This window comes from Noviherbaspirillum massiliense JC206, assembly GCF_000312045.1.
Taxonomy (GTDB): Bacteria; Pseudomonadota; Gammaproteobacteria; order Burkholderiales; family Burkholderiaceae_D; genus Noviherbaspirillum; species Noviherbaspirillum massiliense.
The window spans coordinates 974195-988591 of the sequence record NZ_HE978635.1 but is presented as its reverse complement, the minus strand read 5'-3'; the positions used below and the strand labels follow the sequence as shown (position 1 = coordinate 988591).

12 protein-coding genes are annotated in these 14397 nt (G+C 59.5%); 6 read left to right on the top strand and 6 right to left on the bottom strand.

What is annotated here, in order from left to right; translation table 11 throughout:
- Positions 1-86: 86 nt before the first annotated feature.
- The 3 genes from urtA to HGHM_RS20120 all read right to left on the bottom strand — a co-directional run bounded on the left by urtA (position 87) and on the right by HGHM_RS20120 (position 2607).
- Positions 87-1340, bottom strand: coding sequence for an urea ABC transporter substrate-binding protein (gene urtA / locus HGHM_RS20130; RefSeq protein ID WP_019143386.1), 1254 nt, complete (start codon positions 1338-1340; stop codon positions 87-89).
- 349 nt (positions 1341-1689) lie between these two features.
- Positions 1690-2265, bottom strand: coding sequence for a HupE/UreJ family protein (locus HGHM_RS20125; protein WP_019143385.1), 576 nt, complete (start codon positions 2263-2265; stop codon positions 1690-1692).
- A gap of 114 nt (positions 2266-2379) precedes the next feature.
- Positions 2380-2607 carry a hypothetical protein gene (locus HGHM_RS20120; RefSeq protein ID WP_019143384.1) on the bottom strand — a complete coding sequence of 76 codons (228 nt, stop codon included), beginning with the start codon at positions 2605-2607 and terminating at the stop codon, positions 2380-2382.
- 254 nt (positions 2608-2861) lie between these two features.
- On the opposite strand from HGHM_RS20120, the gene HGHM_RS20115 reads away from it, so the two are divergent.
- Positions 2862-3458 carry a Crp/Fnr family transcriptional regulator gene (locus HGHM_RS20115; protein WP_019143383.1) on the top strand — a complete coding sequence of 199 codons (597 nt, stop codon included), beginning with the start codon at positions 2862-2864 and terminating at the stop codon, positions 3456-3458.
- A 67-nt stretch (positions 3459-3525) separates the two neighbouring features.
- Here HGHM_RS20115 and HGHM_RS23340 read toward each other — a convergent pair whose 3' ends face one another.
- On the bottom strand, positions 3526-3732 hold the full coding sequence (locus HGHM_RS23340; RefSeq protein WP_026076242.1) for a hypothetical protein: 207 nt from the start codon (positions 3730-3732) through the stop codon (positions 3526-3528).
- 112 nt (positions 3733-3844) lie between these two features.
- Here HGHM_RS23340 and HGHM_RS20105 point away from each other — a divergent pair, with 112 nt between their 5' ends.
- Positions 3845-5029, top strand: coding sequence for a putative sulfate/molybdate transporter (locus HGHM_RS20105; protein ID WP_026076241.1), 1185 nt, complete (start codon positions 3845-3847; stop codon positions 5027-5029).
- Positions 5030-5091: 62 nt separating this feature from the next.
- Here the strand turns inward: HGHM_RS20105 and HGHM_RS20100 are convergent, their stop codons facing one another.
- Positions 5092-5373 (bottom strand): hypothetical protein, encoded by a 282-nt coding sequence (locus HGHM_RS20100; protein WP_148415832.1) that lies wholly within the window; start codon positions 5371-5373, stop codon positions 5092-5094.
- A 276-nt stretch (positions 5374-5649) separates the two neighbouring features.
- On the opposite strand from HGHM_RS20100, the gene HGHM_RS20095 reads away from it, so the two are divergent.
- The 4 genes from HGHM_RS20095 to HGHM_RS23335 all read left to right on the top strand — a co-directional run bounded on the left by HGHM_RS20095 (position 5650) and on the right by HGHM_RS23335 (position 10163).
- A complete protein-coding gene (locus HGHM_RS20095) occupies positions 5650-6621 on the top strand; it encodes a porin (protein WP_148415830.1) in 972 nt (323 codons plus the stop codon).
- A 174-nt stretch (positions 6622-6795) separates the two neighbouring features.
- Positions 6796-8310, top strand: coding sequence for a BCCT family transporter (locus HGHM_RS20090; RefSeq protein WP_019143378.1), 1515 nt, complete (start codon positions 6796-6798; stop codon positions 8308-8310).
- 405 nt (positions 8311-8715) lie between these two features.
- Entirely contained in the window at positions 8716-9798 is a 1083-nt protein-coding gene (locus HGHM_RS20085) for a porin (protein ID WP_026076240.1), read from the top strand.
- A 167-nt stretch (positions 9799-9965) separates the two neighbouring features.
- Positions 9966-10163: a hypothetical protein gene (locus tag HGHM_RS23335; protein ID WP_148415828.1), complete on the top strand. Its 198-nt coding sequence runs from the start codon at positions 9966-9968 to the stop codon at positions 10161-10163.
- 775 nt (positions 10164-10938) lie between these two features.
- Here the strand turns inward: HGHM_RS23335 and HGHM_RS22515 are convergent.
- Positions 10939-14220 (bottom strand): PAS domain S-box protein, encoded by a 3282-nt coding sequence (locus HGHM_RS22515; protein ID WP_019143375.1) that lies wholly within the window; start codon positions 14218-14220, stop codon positions 10939-10941.
- Between the last annotated feature and the right edge of the window lie 177 nt (positions 14221-14397).

The window sequence follows — 14397 nt, the reverse complement described above, 5'->3', positions numbered from 1 at the left end:
CCGGAGAATGGTTGAGGGCCCACCCTCCGGGCGACACACTCGCTGCAAACTTTGCCTTCCCCTGTCGAGGGGAAGGCGCTTTGGCATTACAGGCCTTGCTTGCCTTCGTTACCCGAAATGAAGGGGCTCCAGGGTTGCGCGCGGATCGGGCTCTTGGTCTTGTAGACAATGTTGAACTGCCCGTCTGCACGGATCTCGCCGATCATCACCGGCTTGTGCAGGTGGTGGTTGGTCTTGTCCATCATCAGCTCGAAGCCGGACGGTGCCTTGAAGGTCTGGCCGCCCATGGCCGCGATCACCTTGTCGGTATCGGTCGACTTCGCCTTTTCCACTGCCTGCTTCCACATGTGGATGCCGACATAGGTCGCTTCCATCGGATCGTTGGTCACGACGGTGTTCGCGTTCGGCAGCTTCTTCTCGGCGGCATAAGCTTTCCACTTCTTGATGAAGTCCTGGTTCACCGGATTCTTCACCGACTGGAAGTAATTCCAGGCCGCGAGGTGGCCGACCAGCGGCTTGGTATCGACGCCGCGCAACTCCTCTTCACCCACGGAGAAGGCAACCACCGGCACATCGGTCGCCTTCAGGCCGGCATTGCCGAGCTCCTTGTAGAAGGGCACGTTGGAATCGCCGTTGATGGTGGAGATCACCGCGGTCTTGCCGCCGGCTGCAAACTTCTTGATGTTGGCGACGATGGTCTGGTAATCGGAGTGGCCGAAGGGCGTGTACACCTCGTCGATGTCGCTGTCCTTCACGCCTTTGCTATGCAGGAAGGCGCGCAGGATCTTGTTGGTCGTGCGCGGATAGACATAGTCGGTGCCGAGCAGGACGAAGCGCCTGGCGCCGCCGCCTTCCTTCGACATCAGGTACTCGACGGCCGGGATCGCCTGCTGGTTCGGCGCCGCACCGGTATAGAACACATTCTTTTCGAGTTCCTCGCCTTCATACTGGACCGGATAGAACAGCAGGCTGTTCAGTTCCTTGAAGACCGGCAGCACGGACTTGCGCGAGACCGAGGTCCAGCATCCGAACACGACGGCGACCTTGTCCTGAGTGATCAGCTGGCGCGCCTTTTCCGCGAACAGCGGCCAGTTCGACGCCGGGTCGACGATTACCGGCTCCAGTTTCTTCCCCATCACGCCGCCCCTGGCATTGATTTCCTCGATGGTCATCAAGGCCACATCCTTCAGCGAAGTTTCGGAAATTGCCATCGTCCCCGAGAGCGAATGGAGGATGCCGACCTTGATGGTATCGGCGGCAAGGGTCTGCGGCGCCCAAGACAGCGTCGCCAGCGCAACGGCGGAGGCGACGGAGAGTTTGATGAAATGACGGCGTGACATCGATGGCTCCTGAGTGAGGGTTGAGGATGAACTGCTCCTGTTCGTTTCTTTAGCAGAATATGTGCCACCGCAAATGCGCACCGCTTTATGCCTGGTCCTGATACTAAGTGGTGCAGATGCGAAGCGTCTGGTGCAGTTTTGGTGCTCGCTGGTGCAGCGGACTAAGGATCTGCGCGATCGCGGTGCATGTCGAAATCGCGAATGTTTATTCACCGCATGGCGATGAACGATGCTGTGCCGGAACGAGAGTGTCCGATACCGAAGACGGGCGGGAGGCGGAAGAAGCGGAAGCGGCGAGGGCCGTCCACCATTCATATGAATGGTGGACAGATGGCGGGAAGAGAGTCGTTTAGCGCAGGCCCTGCAGGAGCAGCATGCCGCCGAAGGCGAGGATGGCGGTGCCGCCGGCCTTGATCATGACCTTGTTCATGCGGTTACCGGCGAGGAAACCGGTTGCATGCAGTAGTGCTGCTGCAAGCAGGAAGCCGACGCCGAATTTCCATGCGTCGGCAGAGGCAGGCATCTCGGCGCCATGCGCATAACCGTGGAATATCGCGAACACGCCCGCGAGCATGGCGCCGAGCAGGCCGGAGGGACGCAGGGCGATGCCGATGAATGCGCCGAGCAACAGCAGAGAGACGACGATGCCGCTCTCGACGAAGGACGGCATTTGGGCGGAAAAGCCGGCCAGGGCGCCCAGGCCCATCAGGGCGACAAAGCTCGCCGGTATGGTCCAGCGCGCCCGCCCCTGCTGCTGCGAGGCCCACAAGCCGATGCCGAGCATTGCCAGCAGGTGGTCGGCGCCGGTCAGCGGATGGAGAAAGCCTTCGAGCGTGGAGGTGCCGTGCAAGGGGTGCGCCCATAGCAGGGGTGGGAACAGGCCGAGGGCAATCGCCAGGGTTGAATGCCGGTGCAGTGCTTTCATGAGGATTCCTTTATTGATGATTCAGCAAAAATGGCTGCGCCCGGAGCAAAGCAAATACTGCACCACGCCGGATCACTGCGCACCGGCGCTGAGCGGATAGTCTTCCCGGCCGAATCAGGACGCGGCCGTGCACGGCCCGGCCATGTTGCTCTCCATCGCCATGTTGAGCGCATTGGCGATGCGATCGGCTTCGATCGCATCTGCCGTGCGGTGGATGACGAAGCTTTCTTCACGCGGGTTGCGGCCCACGACCTCATAGCACTGACTGCCATCGGGCAGCGGCGCAGTCCGGACATGGAAGTGGGCAAAGGCATCGAGAGAGAAGGGCGGGCGCATGTTCATGGTGGTGAGTCCTGTGTGTTGCATGCCACAGGAGATGCAAGACTCATTCCAACTCGCCGGGATCGGGATCGCCTAGGGAAGGTCCATCTGCACATTCTCTAAGTGAGGGCCGTTGCGCCGCCTGATATCGCGCCGGCTTATATGTCAAATTCGAAAATGAAATTAGACGAACGCGGACCGCTTCTGTACTCCTATAGCCCATGGTGCATGGCGGCACATGCGGCCGCCGTGCCGGATACCTGGGGAGGACAGACATGACCTGGCTCGAAATGATTGGATATGTGGCTTCCGGACTGACGTTCGCGACTTTTTACATGCGGGCGATGCTGCCGCTGCGCTATATCGCGCTCTGCAGCAATGTGTGCTTCATCGTGTATGGCTATTTCGCCCACCTGCCTCCGGTCCTGCTGCTGCACACCTTCCTGCTGCCGCTGAACGCGACGCGGCTGCTGGAAATGCGCCGCCTGCTGCGCCAGGTCCAACTGGCCGAGCGCGGCGAGGTATCGGTCGAAGCGCTGCTGCCGTTTGCGACCCGGCGCCGCGTTGCCGCGGGCGAGGTCCTGTTCCGCAAGGGCGAGCCTGCGCGTGAACTGTACTTCGTGCTTGAGGGCGTGGTGCATGTCGAAGAGGTGCAGATGGACATCGGGCCGGGCCAGATGGCGGGCGTGATCGGCGTCTTTTCCCCGGAGAAGGAGCGCCCCTGGAATGCCGTGTTCAAGACCGATGGGGAAGTGCTGGTCCTGTCGCAGGAAAAGGTCATGCAATCCTTTTGCGAGAATCCGCGCTTCGGCTTGTCTCTCGCCCGGCTCATCACGAAGCGTGCGATCGTCGACCTGTCGCGCCGGTCCTGAGGGTGCACGGAAGTGGTGAGCGGAAAGGTGTGCATGCACCATTGCAGGTCACGCTAACAGTGCCAACTTACTTGATGCCCAACCGGTCGCGTATTTGAGGGCCTTGGCCGAAGGGAAAATGATTTGCTGACTGCCCACCCTGAAGGCGGCGATCACCGTCGGCTCTTCGTCCGCGATGAATCACCTGGACCTCGCTGTTGGTCTTCGCTTCGAGCTTCCCGGCAGTTCGTTCGTCCAGGAGGACCGAGTTCTCCGTGCTGGTGATGGTCAACATCTTGATGGCCTGTTTCTGTTGCGGCCAGCTGTTTGGCTTAAGATGCGTGCTTCTGATTTGACTATTCCAGTCTCCATGATTCGAACCGATCCATTGAGCTGCCTCATCCACGATGAAGAATGAGACCGACCGCGTAACGGAAGGCAACCCGGGCCGAGCCCCGAAGGAGAGCCGGATTCCGCGAAATCGTTTCGACCGGATGGAATGGGCGGGCGCCTTTGGCGACCTTGGCACCCTGATCCCGTTCGTGACAGCCTATATCGCCGTACTCAGGATGGATCCGCTTGGCGTGCTCTTTGCCTTCGGTGCTGCGCTGATTGCCTGTGGCTGGTTCTACCGGACGCCGGTGCCGGTGCAGCCGATGAAAGCCATCGGCGCGGCTGCCGCCACGCAAGTTGCGCAACTCTCAATGGCACAGGGACCGGTCATGGCAGCCGGCTTGCTGACCGGCGCATTCTGGTTCCTCGCCAGCATGTCGGGCTTGGCAGGCAGAGTCGCGCGCTGGGTGCCGCGGGAACTCGCGCAATGCATCGTGCTCAGCCTGGGTCTGCGCTTCATGTTCGACGGCGCAAGGATGATGCATTCCGACTGGCTGCTTGCGGGGGTGGGTCTGCTGCTGGCGGTAGGCCTGCGCAAAAGCAGGACGCTTCCCGCAATGTTTGCCCTGCTGGTGCTGGGGATAGGCTACAGCCTCGTTAAGGATGCATCGCTGGCGGCGGAGCTGAAACAGATCTCGGTAAGGTTCCGGCTGCCGCAATGGCAGTCGCCGGGCCTGTCCTGGAATGATGTGCTGGTCGGCGCCATCTATCTCGCCTTGCCGCAGATTCCGCTCACGCTCGGCAACGCCATCATCGGTACACGGGAAGAAAGCAACCGGCTGTTTCCGGACCGGCCGCTGACGCTGAAGCGCTTGTCGGTGTCGACGGGCTTGATGAACCTGTTCAGTGCCGGCATGGGCGGCGTGCCCATGTGCCATGGCGCCGGCGGCATCGCCGCACATACGGCATTCGGCGCACGCACCGGCGGGGCTTCGATCATCCTCGGCACAGTACTCATCGTCCTCGCGCTTTGCTTCAGCGACTCCGTCGAATTGCTGCTGCGCGCACTCCCGGCCGCAGTAGTCGGCGTCATCCTGTTCGTGGCCGGCGCGCTGCTTGCTCGGGGAAGTCTGCCATCGCCCCGCATGACCCGGCGCATGCTTGTGGTCTTGCTCGTGGTTTGCATCGCAAGCTGGAACGCGGGCGCCGCCTTTGTCATCGGCTGGCTGCTGTTCCAGTGGGAGAAGCGGCGCTGTTAGGCGTTGCGGCAGCGTCCCGGTGACGTTGCCTGGCCTGTGACGATGCGGCGCTTTCCGGTGGATCAGCTCGACAGGTCGCCGCGTCCGAGCACCCGCATCAACGCATCCTTGCCGTGCGCCCGCAACTGCCGCTCGAGCTGTTCACGGGCGAGGTGTTCCGTTCCCGCCGGGCCGCTGGCAATGCGTTTTCCGGATGAACGTTCCGTGATGGCCCAGCCGCCGCGCTTGTCGTACAGCCAGGCGTGCAAGATGAATTGCAGCTCTTCGTAACCGGGAACCCCGACTTCTTCCCCCAGCAATTCCTGGGGCTGACCGAATTCATTCCGGATCAAAAACTTTTCCACGATCGACATCCTATAGGCAGGTTCGCGCTTTCCCGAAGGAGCCGGGCGGGCGGAATTGGTTCCGTTTGCAGGGCACGCTGGTACGCGACCGATGCGCATCATCACATGCGGCATCAAAGCATTGCGAAGGCAGATGCAAACCTGGCAATCGCCCTCGTGGTTTGCGGTTGTCCTTGGTCAACGTTATAATGGGCTGCCTTTATATTCGCGCAAATATAATTTGAACGAATGTAACGTCCGCAACAGGGTCGGTTTCCGGCCTGCAAGGATAGGCACATGAAGTTTCTTACCCGAAACGGCCGCATGCGTGTGGCGGCTTTTCTGGGCGCCGCGAGTTTTGTTGCACCTGCAATTGCGTCGCCCGACCTCACTGTGTACGGCAATCTCGATCTGGGCCTCGTCAAGGAGCGCGGGACGGCAGCGAGGCTGGACCGCGGCTACAACAACTGGCTTGGCATCAAGGGACAGGAAAACCTCGGTGGCGGCTTGTCTGCCATCTTCGATATCCAGACCCGCTTCAATCCGGATACCGGGCAGCAGGAAAGGCCGCTGACATTCTGGCAAGGCGAGTCGACTGTCGGCCTGCGCAGCAAGTCCGCCGGCACCCTGCGTCTGGGACGCGCGCTGACGCCGCTGTGGCAAAACGTGTGGGCTTACGAGCCCTGGGCAAACAGCGGGTTCAATGGTTCGCTGGCTACTTATCAGACCGGCAGCTACAGCAGCGACGGGGTGAATGACGCCGCATTGGGCTACGCCAATTTTTCGCGTATCGGCAATGGCGTGTTTTACTCCACGCCGGAATTCTCCGGCATGCGCGTCGACCTCGCATCCGAAATCGAAAGGGCGGACGGAGCCGATGCACGCACCGCAGGCGCCGCTTTCAACTATGCCAACGGCCCCCTCGCCGCGATGCTGTCGTGCGAGCGGAATGCCAGAAAGGATGACATCTGCTTCCTGGGTGCTTCCTACCGGCTCGGCGCGGCAACCGTGATGGGGTCCTATTCCCGCGCCAACCTCGCGAACGACGTGCGGGAGCGGAATATCGTGCTGGCCGGGACTTATGCCATCGGCGCCGACAGCCTGCGCGCCGGCTATGGCCGCAGCGATGGCAGCGGCGACATCCATAAAATCAGCGTGGGTTATGTCCACGCCTTGTCGGGGCGTACCGATCTGTATGCCGACCTCTATCGCGAGGACTGGATCGAGAGCGCGAACGGCATGGCAATCGGCATGAGCCATACCTTCTGAGGTCCTGGCAAACATCGCGGCCGGCGCGTCATCTCCGATGCGCCGGCCATCCACCGTGCAGGGAAGGGCAGTGACGGCATTCGCCGCCCGCCATCCTTCGCACCAAATCCACGCCCGCGAGGGCGTGCAATCCGGTCGTCGCATGACGGCACCTAAGAACGTTTAGGGGAATCTATGCAACTCGTCTTTTCCGCCGGGCTGATCCTGGCCATCGTATTGTGGGGTATCGTCTCGCCGGCATCGCTCGGCAAGGTATTCGACCTCGCCCTGGCCGCCACCACCAAGAACTTCGGCTGGCTGTATCTATGGGTGGTGCTGGCGCTCGTGGTGTTCGCCATCATTCTCGCGGTCAGCCGCTACGGCAATCTCAAGCTGGGCAATGAAGACGACGAGCCCGAGTTCTCCCTCGGCTCATGGTTTGCCATGCTGTTCGCCGCCGGGATGGGCATCGGGCTGGTGTTCTGGGGCGTCGCCGAGCCGATCTCCCACTACATGAGCGCGCCGCCCGGGATCCAGCCCGGCACGCCCGAAGCGGCCAATGCCGCGATGCGCTACGGCTTCTTCCATTGGGGCCTGCATCCCTGGGCGATCTACAGCGTCGTCGCCCTCGCGATCGCCTTCTTCCAATACCGCCGGCAGGGCGTGGCGCTGGTCAGCGAGGCCACGCGGGCATTGCCATGGCGTCCGATTCAGCGCATCTCCGGACTGTTCAATGTCCTGGCCGTCATCGCCACCGCCTTCGGCGTTGCCGCCTCGCTCGGCATGGGTGCCCTGCAGATCAACAGCGGCCTGAGTGCGGTGTTTGGCCTGGAGGTCAGCACGACGGCGCAGGTGTGCATCATCGTGGTGACGACGGCATTGTTCGTCGCTTCCGCCATCAGCGGCGTCACCAAGGGCATCAAATGGCTGTCGAATTTCAATCTCCTGCTCGCCGGAGTGTTGACGCTGGCCGTGTTCGTGCTGGGACCGACCGTTGCCATCATCGATACCTTTACCAACACGCTGGGCAGCTACATGAGCGACTTCGTGCGCATGAGTCTTCGCATGTCGCCTTTCCGCGAAAGCGGCTGGATCGGCGGCTGGACCGTGTTCTACTGGGCATGGTGGATTTCATGGTCGCCGTTCGTCGGCCTGTTCATCGCGCGCGTCTCCCGCGGCCGCACCATCCGCGAATTCATCATCGGCACGGTGCTGGTCCCATCGCTGGCGGCGTTCCTGTGGTTTTCCGTATTCGGCGGCACCGCCCTGTACATGGAAATCTGGCAGGGCATTCCGCTCGCGCAGGCAGTCAAGGCCGATGTGTCGACGGCGCTCTTCACCATGTTCAATGCCATGCCGATGAGCCTCGTGATGTCTACAGTGGCGACGGTCCTGGTGCTGGTGTTTTTCGTCACTTCCGGCGACTCGGCCATGCTGGTGCTGGGCATGATGAGCACCGGCGGCAATCCGAACCCGCCCGCCAGGACCAAGCTGATGTGGGGTGTCCTGGTCGCAGGCATTGCGGTCAGCCTGCTGCTGGCCGGCGGCCTGAAGGCGGTGCAGACGGCGACCATCGTGTTCGCCTTGCCGTTTGCCCTGGTGATCGTGCTGATGGTGCTGTCCCTGTGGCGTGCGATCCGCGAAGACTGGGCGGAAGAAGAGCGCAAGGAGCGGCAGCTGCGCCGGCGCATGCGCGAACTGATGTCCTGACAAGGTGAGGCACCGGCGCAAGCGCTCGTGCCGGGCCTGCTCCATGCACGACATGCACGGCGGCGCACTCCCTGCGGCCGCCGTTCGTGCTGCCGGCCGGCGGCCTCCCGGGCGATCCCCTTCCGCTGTAACCAAAATGGTGCGCACCGCACCGCAAAATCCCCGCCATTAATGCCCGGCGTGCAGCATTCCATGCCCGCCCGGGCGCGCAAATCCTTCTCCCTGCCTGATTGAACTGCTGCGGACACAGCAACAGTCGCTCGCCGCCTTCTTCTTACCAAAAGGAAATACTTGGCACCGGAATTGCTTATGCAGCAACCGGCACAGCATGAAGTAAAGGGCGGCAGCCGTCTCTTTTGCGCCCTGGCGCCAAAACTGTTCAACACGTTCAACACAGGAGAAGTAATGCAACACTTCAGATTCACCACACTACACCGGGTGCTGCTTGCGGCACTGTTTGCAGGCGCCGGCATGAGCTCCGCTTTCGCGCAGACCAGCGTCAACGTGGAAGGGCTCGTGGATGCCTTTGCCGGCTCCATGCGCATGGCCGGGGCGACCGACAGGACCGCCAAGGTGGACAGCGCCGGCATGTCGACGTCCTACTTCGGCTTCAGGGGCAGCGAGGATCTCGGCGGCGGAATGAAAGCCAATTTCGCGCTGACCGGCTTCTTCCGCGGCGATACCGGTGAATCGGGACGCTTCCCCGGCAATGAAACCCTGTTCTCGCGCGATGCGAACGTCGGCGTATCCGGCAGCTTCGGCGCCATCTCCCTCGGCCGCGGCCTTGCGCCCAACTTCCTGCCGAGCATCCTGTTCAATCCCTTCGGCGATTCGTTTACCTTCTCGCCGCTCATCCTGCACCTGAACGTTCCCTTGTTCAATGCCTCCGGCTGGAGCAGCTCGCTGGCCGGCGACACCGGCTGGAGCAACCAGATCAAGTACACCACGCCGACCTTCGGCGGACTGACGGCCAACCTGCATTACCAGTTCGGCGAAGCCGCGGGCGACACCGGCAAGAACAACATCGGCGGCAACCTGCTGTATTTCAGCGGCCCGCTGTCGCTGACGGCCTTTTATCACAAGGTGGAAGCGAACAATCCGCTCGACACGCCGCTCGGCAACGTGAAGGCGGTGGCCGGGCGCGTGGCATCCGAGCAGAAGGCCTGGTTCGTTGGTGCCGGCTACGATTTCAACGTGGTGAAGCTGAATGGGACCTTCGACAAGACCACGCATGATGCCGATTTCGAGGACAAGACCTACTCAGTGGGCGCAAGCGCCCCGGCGGGCAACGGCAAGGTGCTGATCGCCTACGCGCAAACGAAGCGCACGGGCGGCGGCCTCGACGGCAGCACGCGCAAGACGGCGTCCGTCGGCTACGATTACAACCTCTCCAGGCGCACCGATGCGTATGCGGTGTACATGAACGACAGGATCACCGGCTTCGACAGCGGCAACAGTTTCGGCGCCGGCATCCGCCACCGCTTCTGATCGACCAGAGCTACCTGAAGGCAAGCCGCACACTGCGACTTGCCCTTCTTATTTCCGGCACGTGCCCGGGGCCGTTTGATCAAAATCAAACGGCTCACCCTTCCGCCTCCTAATGTGGTCTATGACGTTTCGATCAATACGAACAAGAGTGTCGGAAGGAAATTGCAATGCGTATCTCGATAGCCGCAGCCTTGCTGTCCCTGCTTCTCGCCGGTTGCGCCGCCTCTTCCGGGTCGGGTGCAACGACAAGCAGTTCCGGGGATGGCGGCGCTGCCTCGGATGTCCTTGGCCGAGGCTCGTACGATGAAATCACGCGCTCCCGCCTGTGCCACGACTACTCTCACGAACTGTGGTGTCGGCCTTAGACTCGGCTTGCAAAGCTACCGTGAGGTCGGGTCGGCTTTCGACCTGCAGTGCGCGGCTTACCATCCGTACCCGTAAGCTCATCAGTCAAGATCCGTACCGCGCACCACGATTTTCAAATCGATCCTGAGTACGTTTAACAAAACCTTACGCTCCGCCAGCATATGAGCGAGCATGCGACTGAGATGCAGGCTTGAGGAACGTTTGTGTGCCGCTTGGCCGGTCAATGCTGCCCGGATATCGATGCGTAGCGGTCCGCCTTTTGGAGACGGGGGATACATCGGGAGATGTGTTTCGATAAGGGGCCAGAGTTGGCCAGGAAAGAGTGCTGTGGCGATGGCATCAATTCCGGCTGAGGACATACGTCATGTTAATACGTCGTTGTGGCGACCTTGCGCCTTACGTATTCAACTTACCCGTGCTTCCGCTTTCGGCCGCAAGGCGCCATTCCCACCTCCAGAAAGCAGCCGTTCGTCGCCTACATTTAGCCGGCAGAACCACGAAGCCGATTCGGCGGAAATTGCCAGACTGCGGCCCCAAGGTGGTCAGTTCGCAGAACACCGCAGACACCGCAACCGGCGCAAAAGCATGGGCCAATACAGAGATTCGGGATAGTAATGCGCTTGAACACCTGCAGCGACTCAATAGGAGATCAGGGGTATGGATCAAGCGATCTCTTGAAATCGGCATGAATGAATGCGACAAGAAAGTGCGCAACCGATTCCCACGCTCTCGACCTGAAGCCGCCGCTCGACTCAAAACCATCGAGTACCAAGACTATGCACGAGTGCTCGCCGACTTAACTTCGGCAAGTACTTTGAACAACAGCTGATTATGGACTGGCTTAACGAAATGATGCGTAAATCCGGCGTCTTGTGAAAGCAGGCGGTCTTGCGGTTGCCCGTACCCGGTCAATGCAATGTAGGTTTTATCCTCTAAAGCAGCACGTCGACGCAATGTCTTAGCTAAATCGTAACCGGTCATATCCGGTAAGCCAATATCAAGTATAAAAACATCAACCGGCTCCAGCTCTGCTTTGTTCAACGCGTCCTTAGCATTGGTAGCAATCGTCACATGGTGCCCAACCGCCTTCAGTAGAATGGCGAGCGAATTGGCGGCATCAACATTGTCGTCAACCACCAGGATGCGCAGCCCTGGTGATTCCATACCTTCGCTTCGTGCTTCCGGAAATGGTTCGCTCTCCACGTGCATTCGAGGAATACATATTGTGAATGTGCTTCCCTTACCAGGACCGTCACTGAAGGCTTCAACTTCGCCGTGATGAAGAGTCACGATGGTTTTCACGAGAGCCAAGCCGATGCCCAAGCCCCCCTGACTGCGATCCAAGCCACGGCCGCCCTGCGAAAAGAGTTCGAAAACATGCGGCAAGAGCGAGGCGTCTATGCCGTTGCCGTTATCAGTTACCACGATCTTGGCGCATTCCCTGTCTGCCTCGACCTTTACCGTGATTTCGCCATGGTCCGGCGTGTACTTTACCGCGTTTGTCAATAGATTGGTGATTACTTGGACTAAACGTGTCCGGTCGCCATTCACGGTGGCATGGTCGGCATCGATGCGAGTCGTCAGGCTATGCTTTCTTGCCTCGATCATCGGCCTGACTTGTTCGACAGCTGCCCCGATGATGGTTTTCAGATCGAGCGGCTCCGTCTCAAGACGAATTAACCCGCGAGTCACCCTGGAGGCATCCATCAAATCGTCGATCAGGTGGGCGAAATGGCCAATCTGCCGTGAAATGATATCGCTGACTTGCCGCACTCGGTCAGGATCATTGCTTGCCAAGCGAAGAACGTCGGCAGCCGCACTCACCGGGGCCAGCGGATTACGCAATTCGTGCGCCAACATTGCGAGAAATTCATCCTTGGAACGGTTCAGCCGCTCCGCTTCGGCTCGTGCAGCGCGCTCATTGGTAAGCAGCTTCTGGCGTTCTTCTGCGGCTTTTTGAGCCTGATCGTACAAACGAGCGTTATCAAGAGCCATTGCAGCTTGCGCGGCAAGGCCGGTGGCGAGGCGCTCGCTACGCTCGGTAAATACTGCAACCTGCGAATGGGCAAAAAACAGTCCGCCGATCACTTCGCCCGTATGGGATATCACTGGTGCTGCAAGATAACTTCTCACAGGCAGATGCCCTTTAGGCATTCCATAATGAGGAGCCGTTTTTCCGTAGCGGGGATCCTTCGTAATATCGTCACTACGAATGGCTGGTTCGCCGATGAATGTTGGTTTGAAAACGGCGGTCGCGCGTGGGTGCCCGAATCGATCGAAAGCCTCTTTCGATGCACCCGATAGCGTGTACAGCATGTAGGCCTCACCGCTAGCATCTTTGTCGTTATAAAAAAACGCGCCGAACTCTGCACCGGTCAAAGCGCGGCCGGAGTCGGTAACCACTTGCAGCAAGGCTTTTAGGTCGAGTGTTGCCGCCAAGGATTGTCCGGACTGATTCAGAAGCTCAAGAATCCGCGTTTCATCTTGCAGCGCCTCCTCGACCCGCTTGCGCTCGGTGATATCCAAAATCACCGCCAAAACCGAATCCGTCGCCTTGCCTTCAACCTTCCGAATCAGGCTCACCGTCGTACTTACCCAAACAGGCGTTCCATCCGGTTTGAGATATCGTTTTTCGATGTCAAACGGTTGACCATCCACGAGCAATTGATTGAATGCCGCTACACTTCTTTCCAGATCGTCAGGATGAACTAGATCATGGATGTTGACACCCAGAACTTCTTCTCGCGTACGGCCAAGGATTCGACACAAACGTTCATTCACGCGAATGAGTCGTCCTTGGAGATCGCGTTCTGCAATCCCTGCAGCCGTTTGCTCGAACAAGGCGCTCAGATGCTCTTCGCTGCGGCGCAAGGCAAGTGCTGAGTGTTTTTGTGCGGTCACGTCCCGGAAGAATATGGCGAATCCCTCATTCTTCAAGCAAGAAATCCGCATTTCGAGCCAGCTGCCGTTCGAGTTCTCCTGCTGATAGCTGAGTTCGACGATTGCCGGACTTCCGGTAACTGCGACGTCCTTGCACGCAGCCGCAACCCTGCGCCCTATGTCGTCCGTCCAGAGTTCCCAATGAGCTCTGCCGAGGACATCATCCGCAGGACGCCGCAGTATACGCAAGCCTTCCGCATTCACTTTTGTAATGCGCCCGTCCTCCCCGACCAGCATGAAGCCTTCGCCCATCTGATTGAGAATATGGTCGCTCTGGCCCCGTTCGATCTCAAGTCGCTGCTGCGTAGCAGCGTTTTCCATGGCAACCCATGTGCGATCGAGGACATCCCTGGCAGCCTGAATATCCTCCGTCGTCCAGATATAGGCATTCCGCTTGGTAGCGTTGATAGTGAAGGCGAGGCGACCATCCTTTAATACTGGGACGATCAGAATCGAACCGATGCCCAGTGCAAGATAACGATCCGCAAAATCACGCGTGCGCGGGTCTGTCGTCAAGTCGTTGCAAATGAACTCCTTGCCCGTTCTAAGCGTGCGAAGCAATGAAGGACTGAAGTCGTCAATTTTTCCGGATTCCGGTAGCGCTGGGACATTGGATTCGAACCAGCCGCTTTGCGTATGAAATATCCCTGTGGTGTCATCGACCTCGACGTACCAGCAGCCTGATGCCCCGAGATGCCTCGCCAGCATTTGGCCGGCTGTCGCCACTATCTCAGCAGGAGTTGTCAGTGGATGGAGTTTATCGGCCAAGTTGAGTTGAAACTGGCGAAGCTTTCTGTCCCTGACGATTCGGGTTGTCTCGACAACTGAGCAAAACATCCCCGCGATGACGCCTTGATCGTCTTGAATCGGAGAATAGGAGAATGTGAACCAGGCGCTTTCTGGAAGACCGGCGCGCTCGACAACGAGAGGCAAATCTTCAAAATAGCTGGGTTGCCCTTGAAGAGCGGAGTCAACGATGGGGCTGATGTCAGGCCAGGTTTCGCGCCAAACATCCTGGAATCGTGCCCCAAGGGAGCGCGGATGTTTATTCCCCAGGATTTCCGCATAAGCGTCGTTATAAAGAAAACCTAATTCAGGTCCCCAGGCTACAACCATTGGAAACTTTGAGTGAAGAATTAGCCGCACAACGGTGCGCAATGAAAGCGGCCACGTGCTTGGATTGCCGAGTACGGACGTTGACCAATCAAGCTCTCTCAGTAGGGCGCCAACTTTGCTACTTCCGGGAAAATCTCGATGTAGATCCACTGCCATTTATTTAACCTTGTTTCATCC

Coding starts and splice junctions, on each gene's coding strand:
- HGHM_RS20085 (WP_026076240.1), top strand. CDS start 8,716: ATGCAACACTTCAGATTCACCACACTACACCGGGTGCTGCTTGCGGCA.
- HGHM_RS20115 (WP_019143383.1), top strand. CDS start 2,862: ATGACCTGGCTCGAAATGATTGGATATGTGGCTTCCGGACTGACGTTC.
- HGHM_RS20125 (WP_019143385.1), bottom strand. CDS start 2,265: ATGAAAGCACTGCACCGGCATTCAACCCTGGCGATTGCCCTCGGCCTG.
- HGHM_RS23340 (WP_026076242.1), bottom strand. CDS start 3,732: ATGTTGACCATCACCAGCACGGAGAACTCGGTCCTCCTGGACGAACGA.
- HGHM_RS20120 (WP_019143384.1), bottom strand. CDS start 2,607: ATGAACATGCGCCCGCCCTTCTCTCTCGATGCCTTTGCCCACTTCCAT.
- HGHM_RS20095 (WP_148415830.1), top strand. CDS start 5,650: ATGAAGTTTCTTACCCGAAACGGCCGCATGCGTGTGGCGGCTTTTCTG.
- HGHM_RS20105 (WP_026076241.1), top strand. CDS start 3,845: ATGAAGAATGAGACCGACCGCGTAACGGAAGGCAACCCGGGCCGAGCC.
- HGHM_RS23335 (WP_148415828.1), top strand. CDS start 9,966: ATGCGTATCTCGATAGCCGCAGCCTTGCTGTCCCTGCTTCTCGCCGGT.
- HGHM_RS22515 (WP_019143375.1), bottom strand. CDS start 14,220: ATGGTTGTAGCCTGGGGACCTGAATTAGGTTTTCTTTATAACGACGCT.
- HGHM_RS20090 (WP_019143378.1), top strand. CDS start 6,796: ATGCAACTCGTCTTTTCCGCCGGGCTGATCCTGGCCATCGTATTGTGG.
- urtA (WP_019143386.1), bottom strand. CDS start 1,340: ATGTCACGCCGTCATTTCATCAAACTCTCCGTCGCCTCCGCCGTTGCG.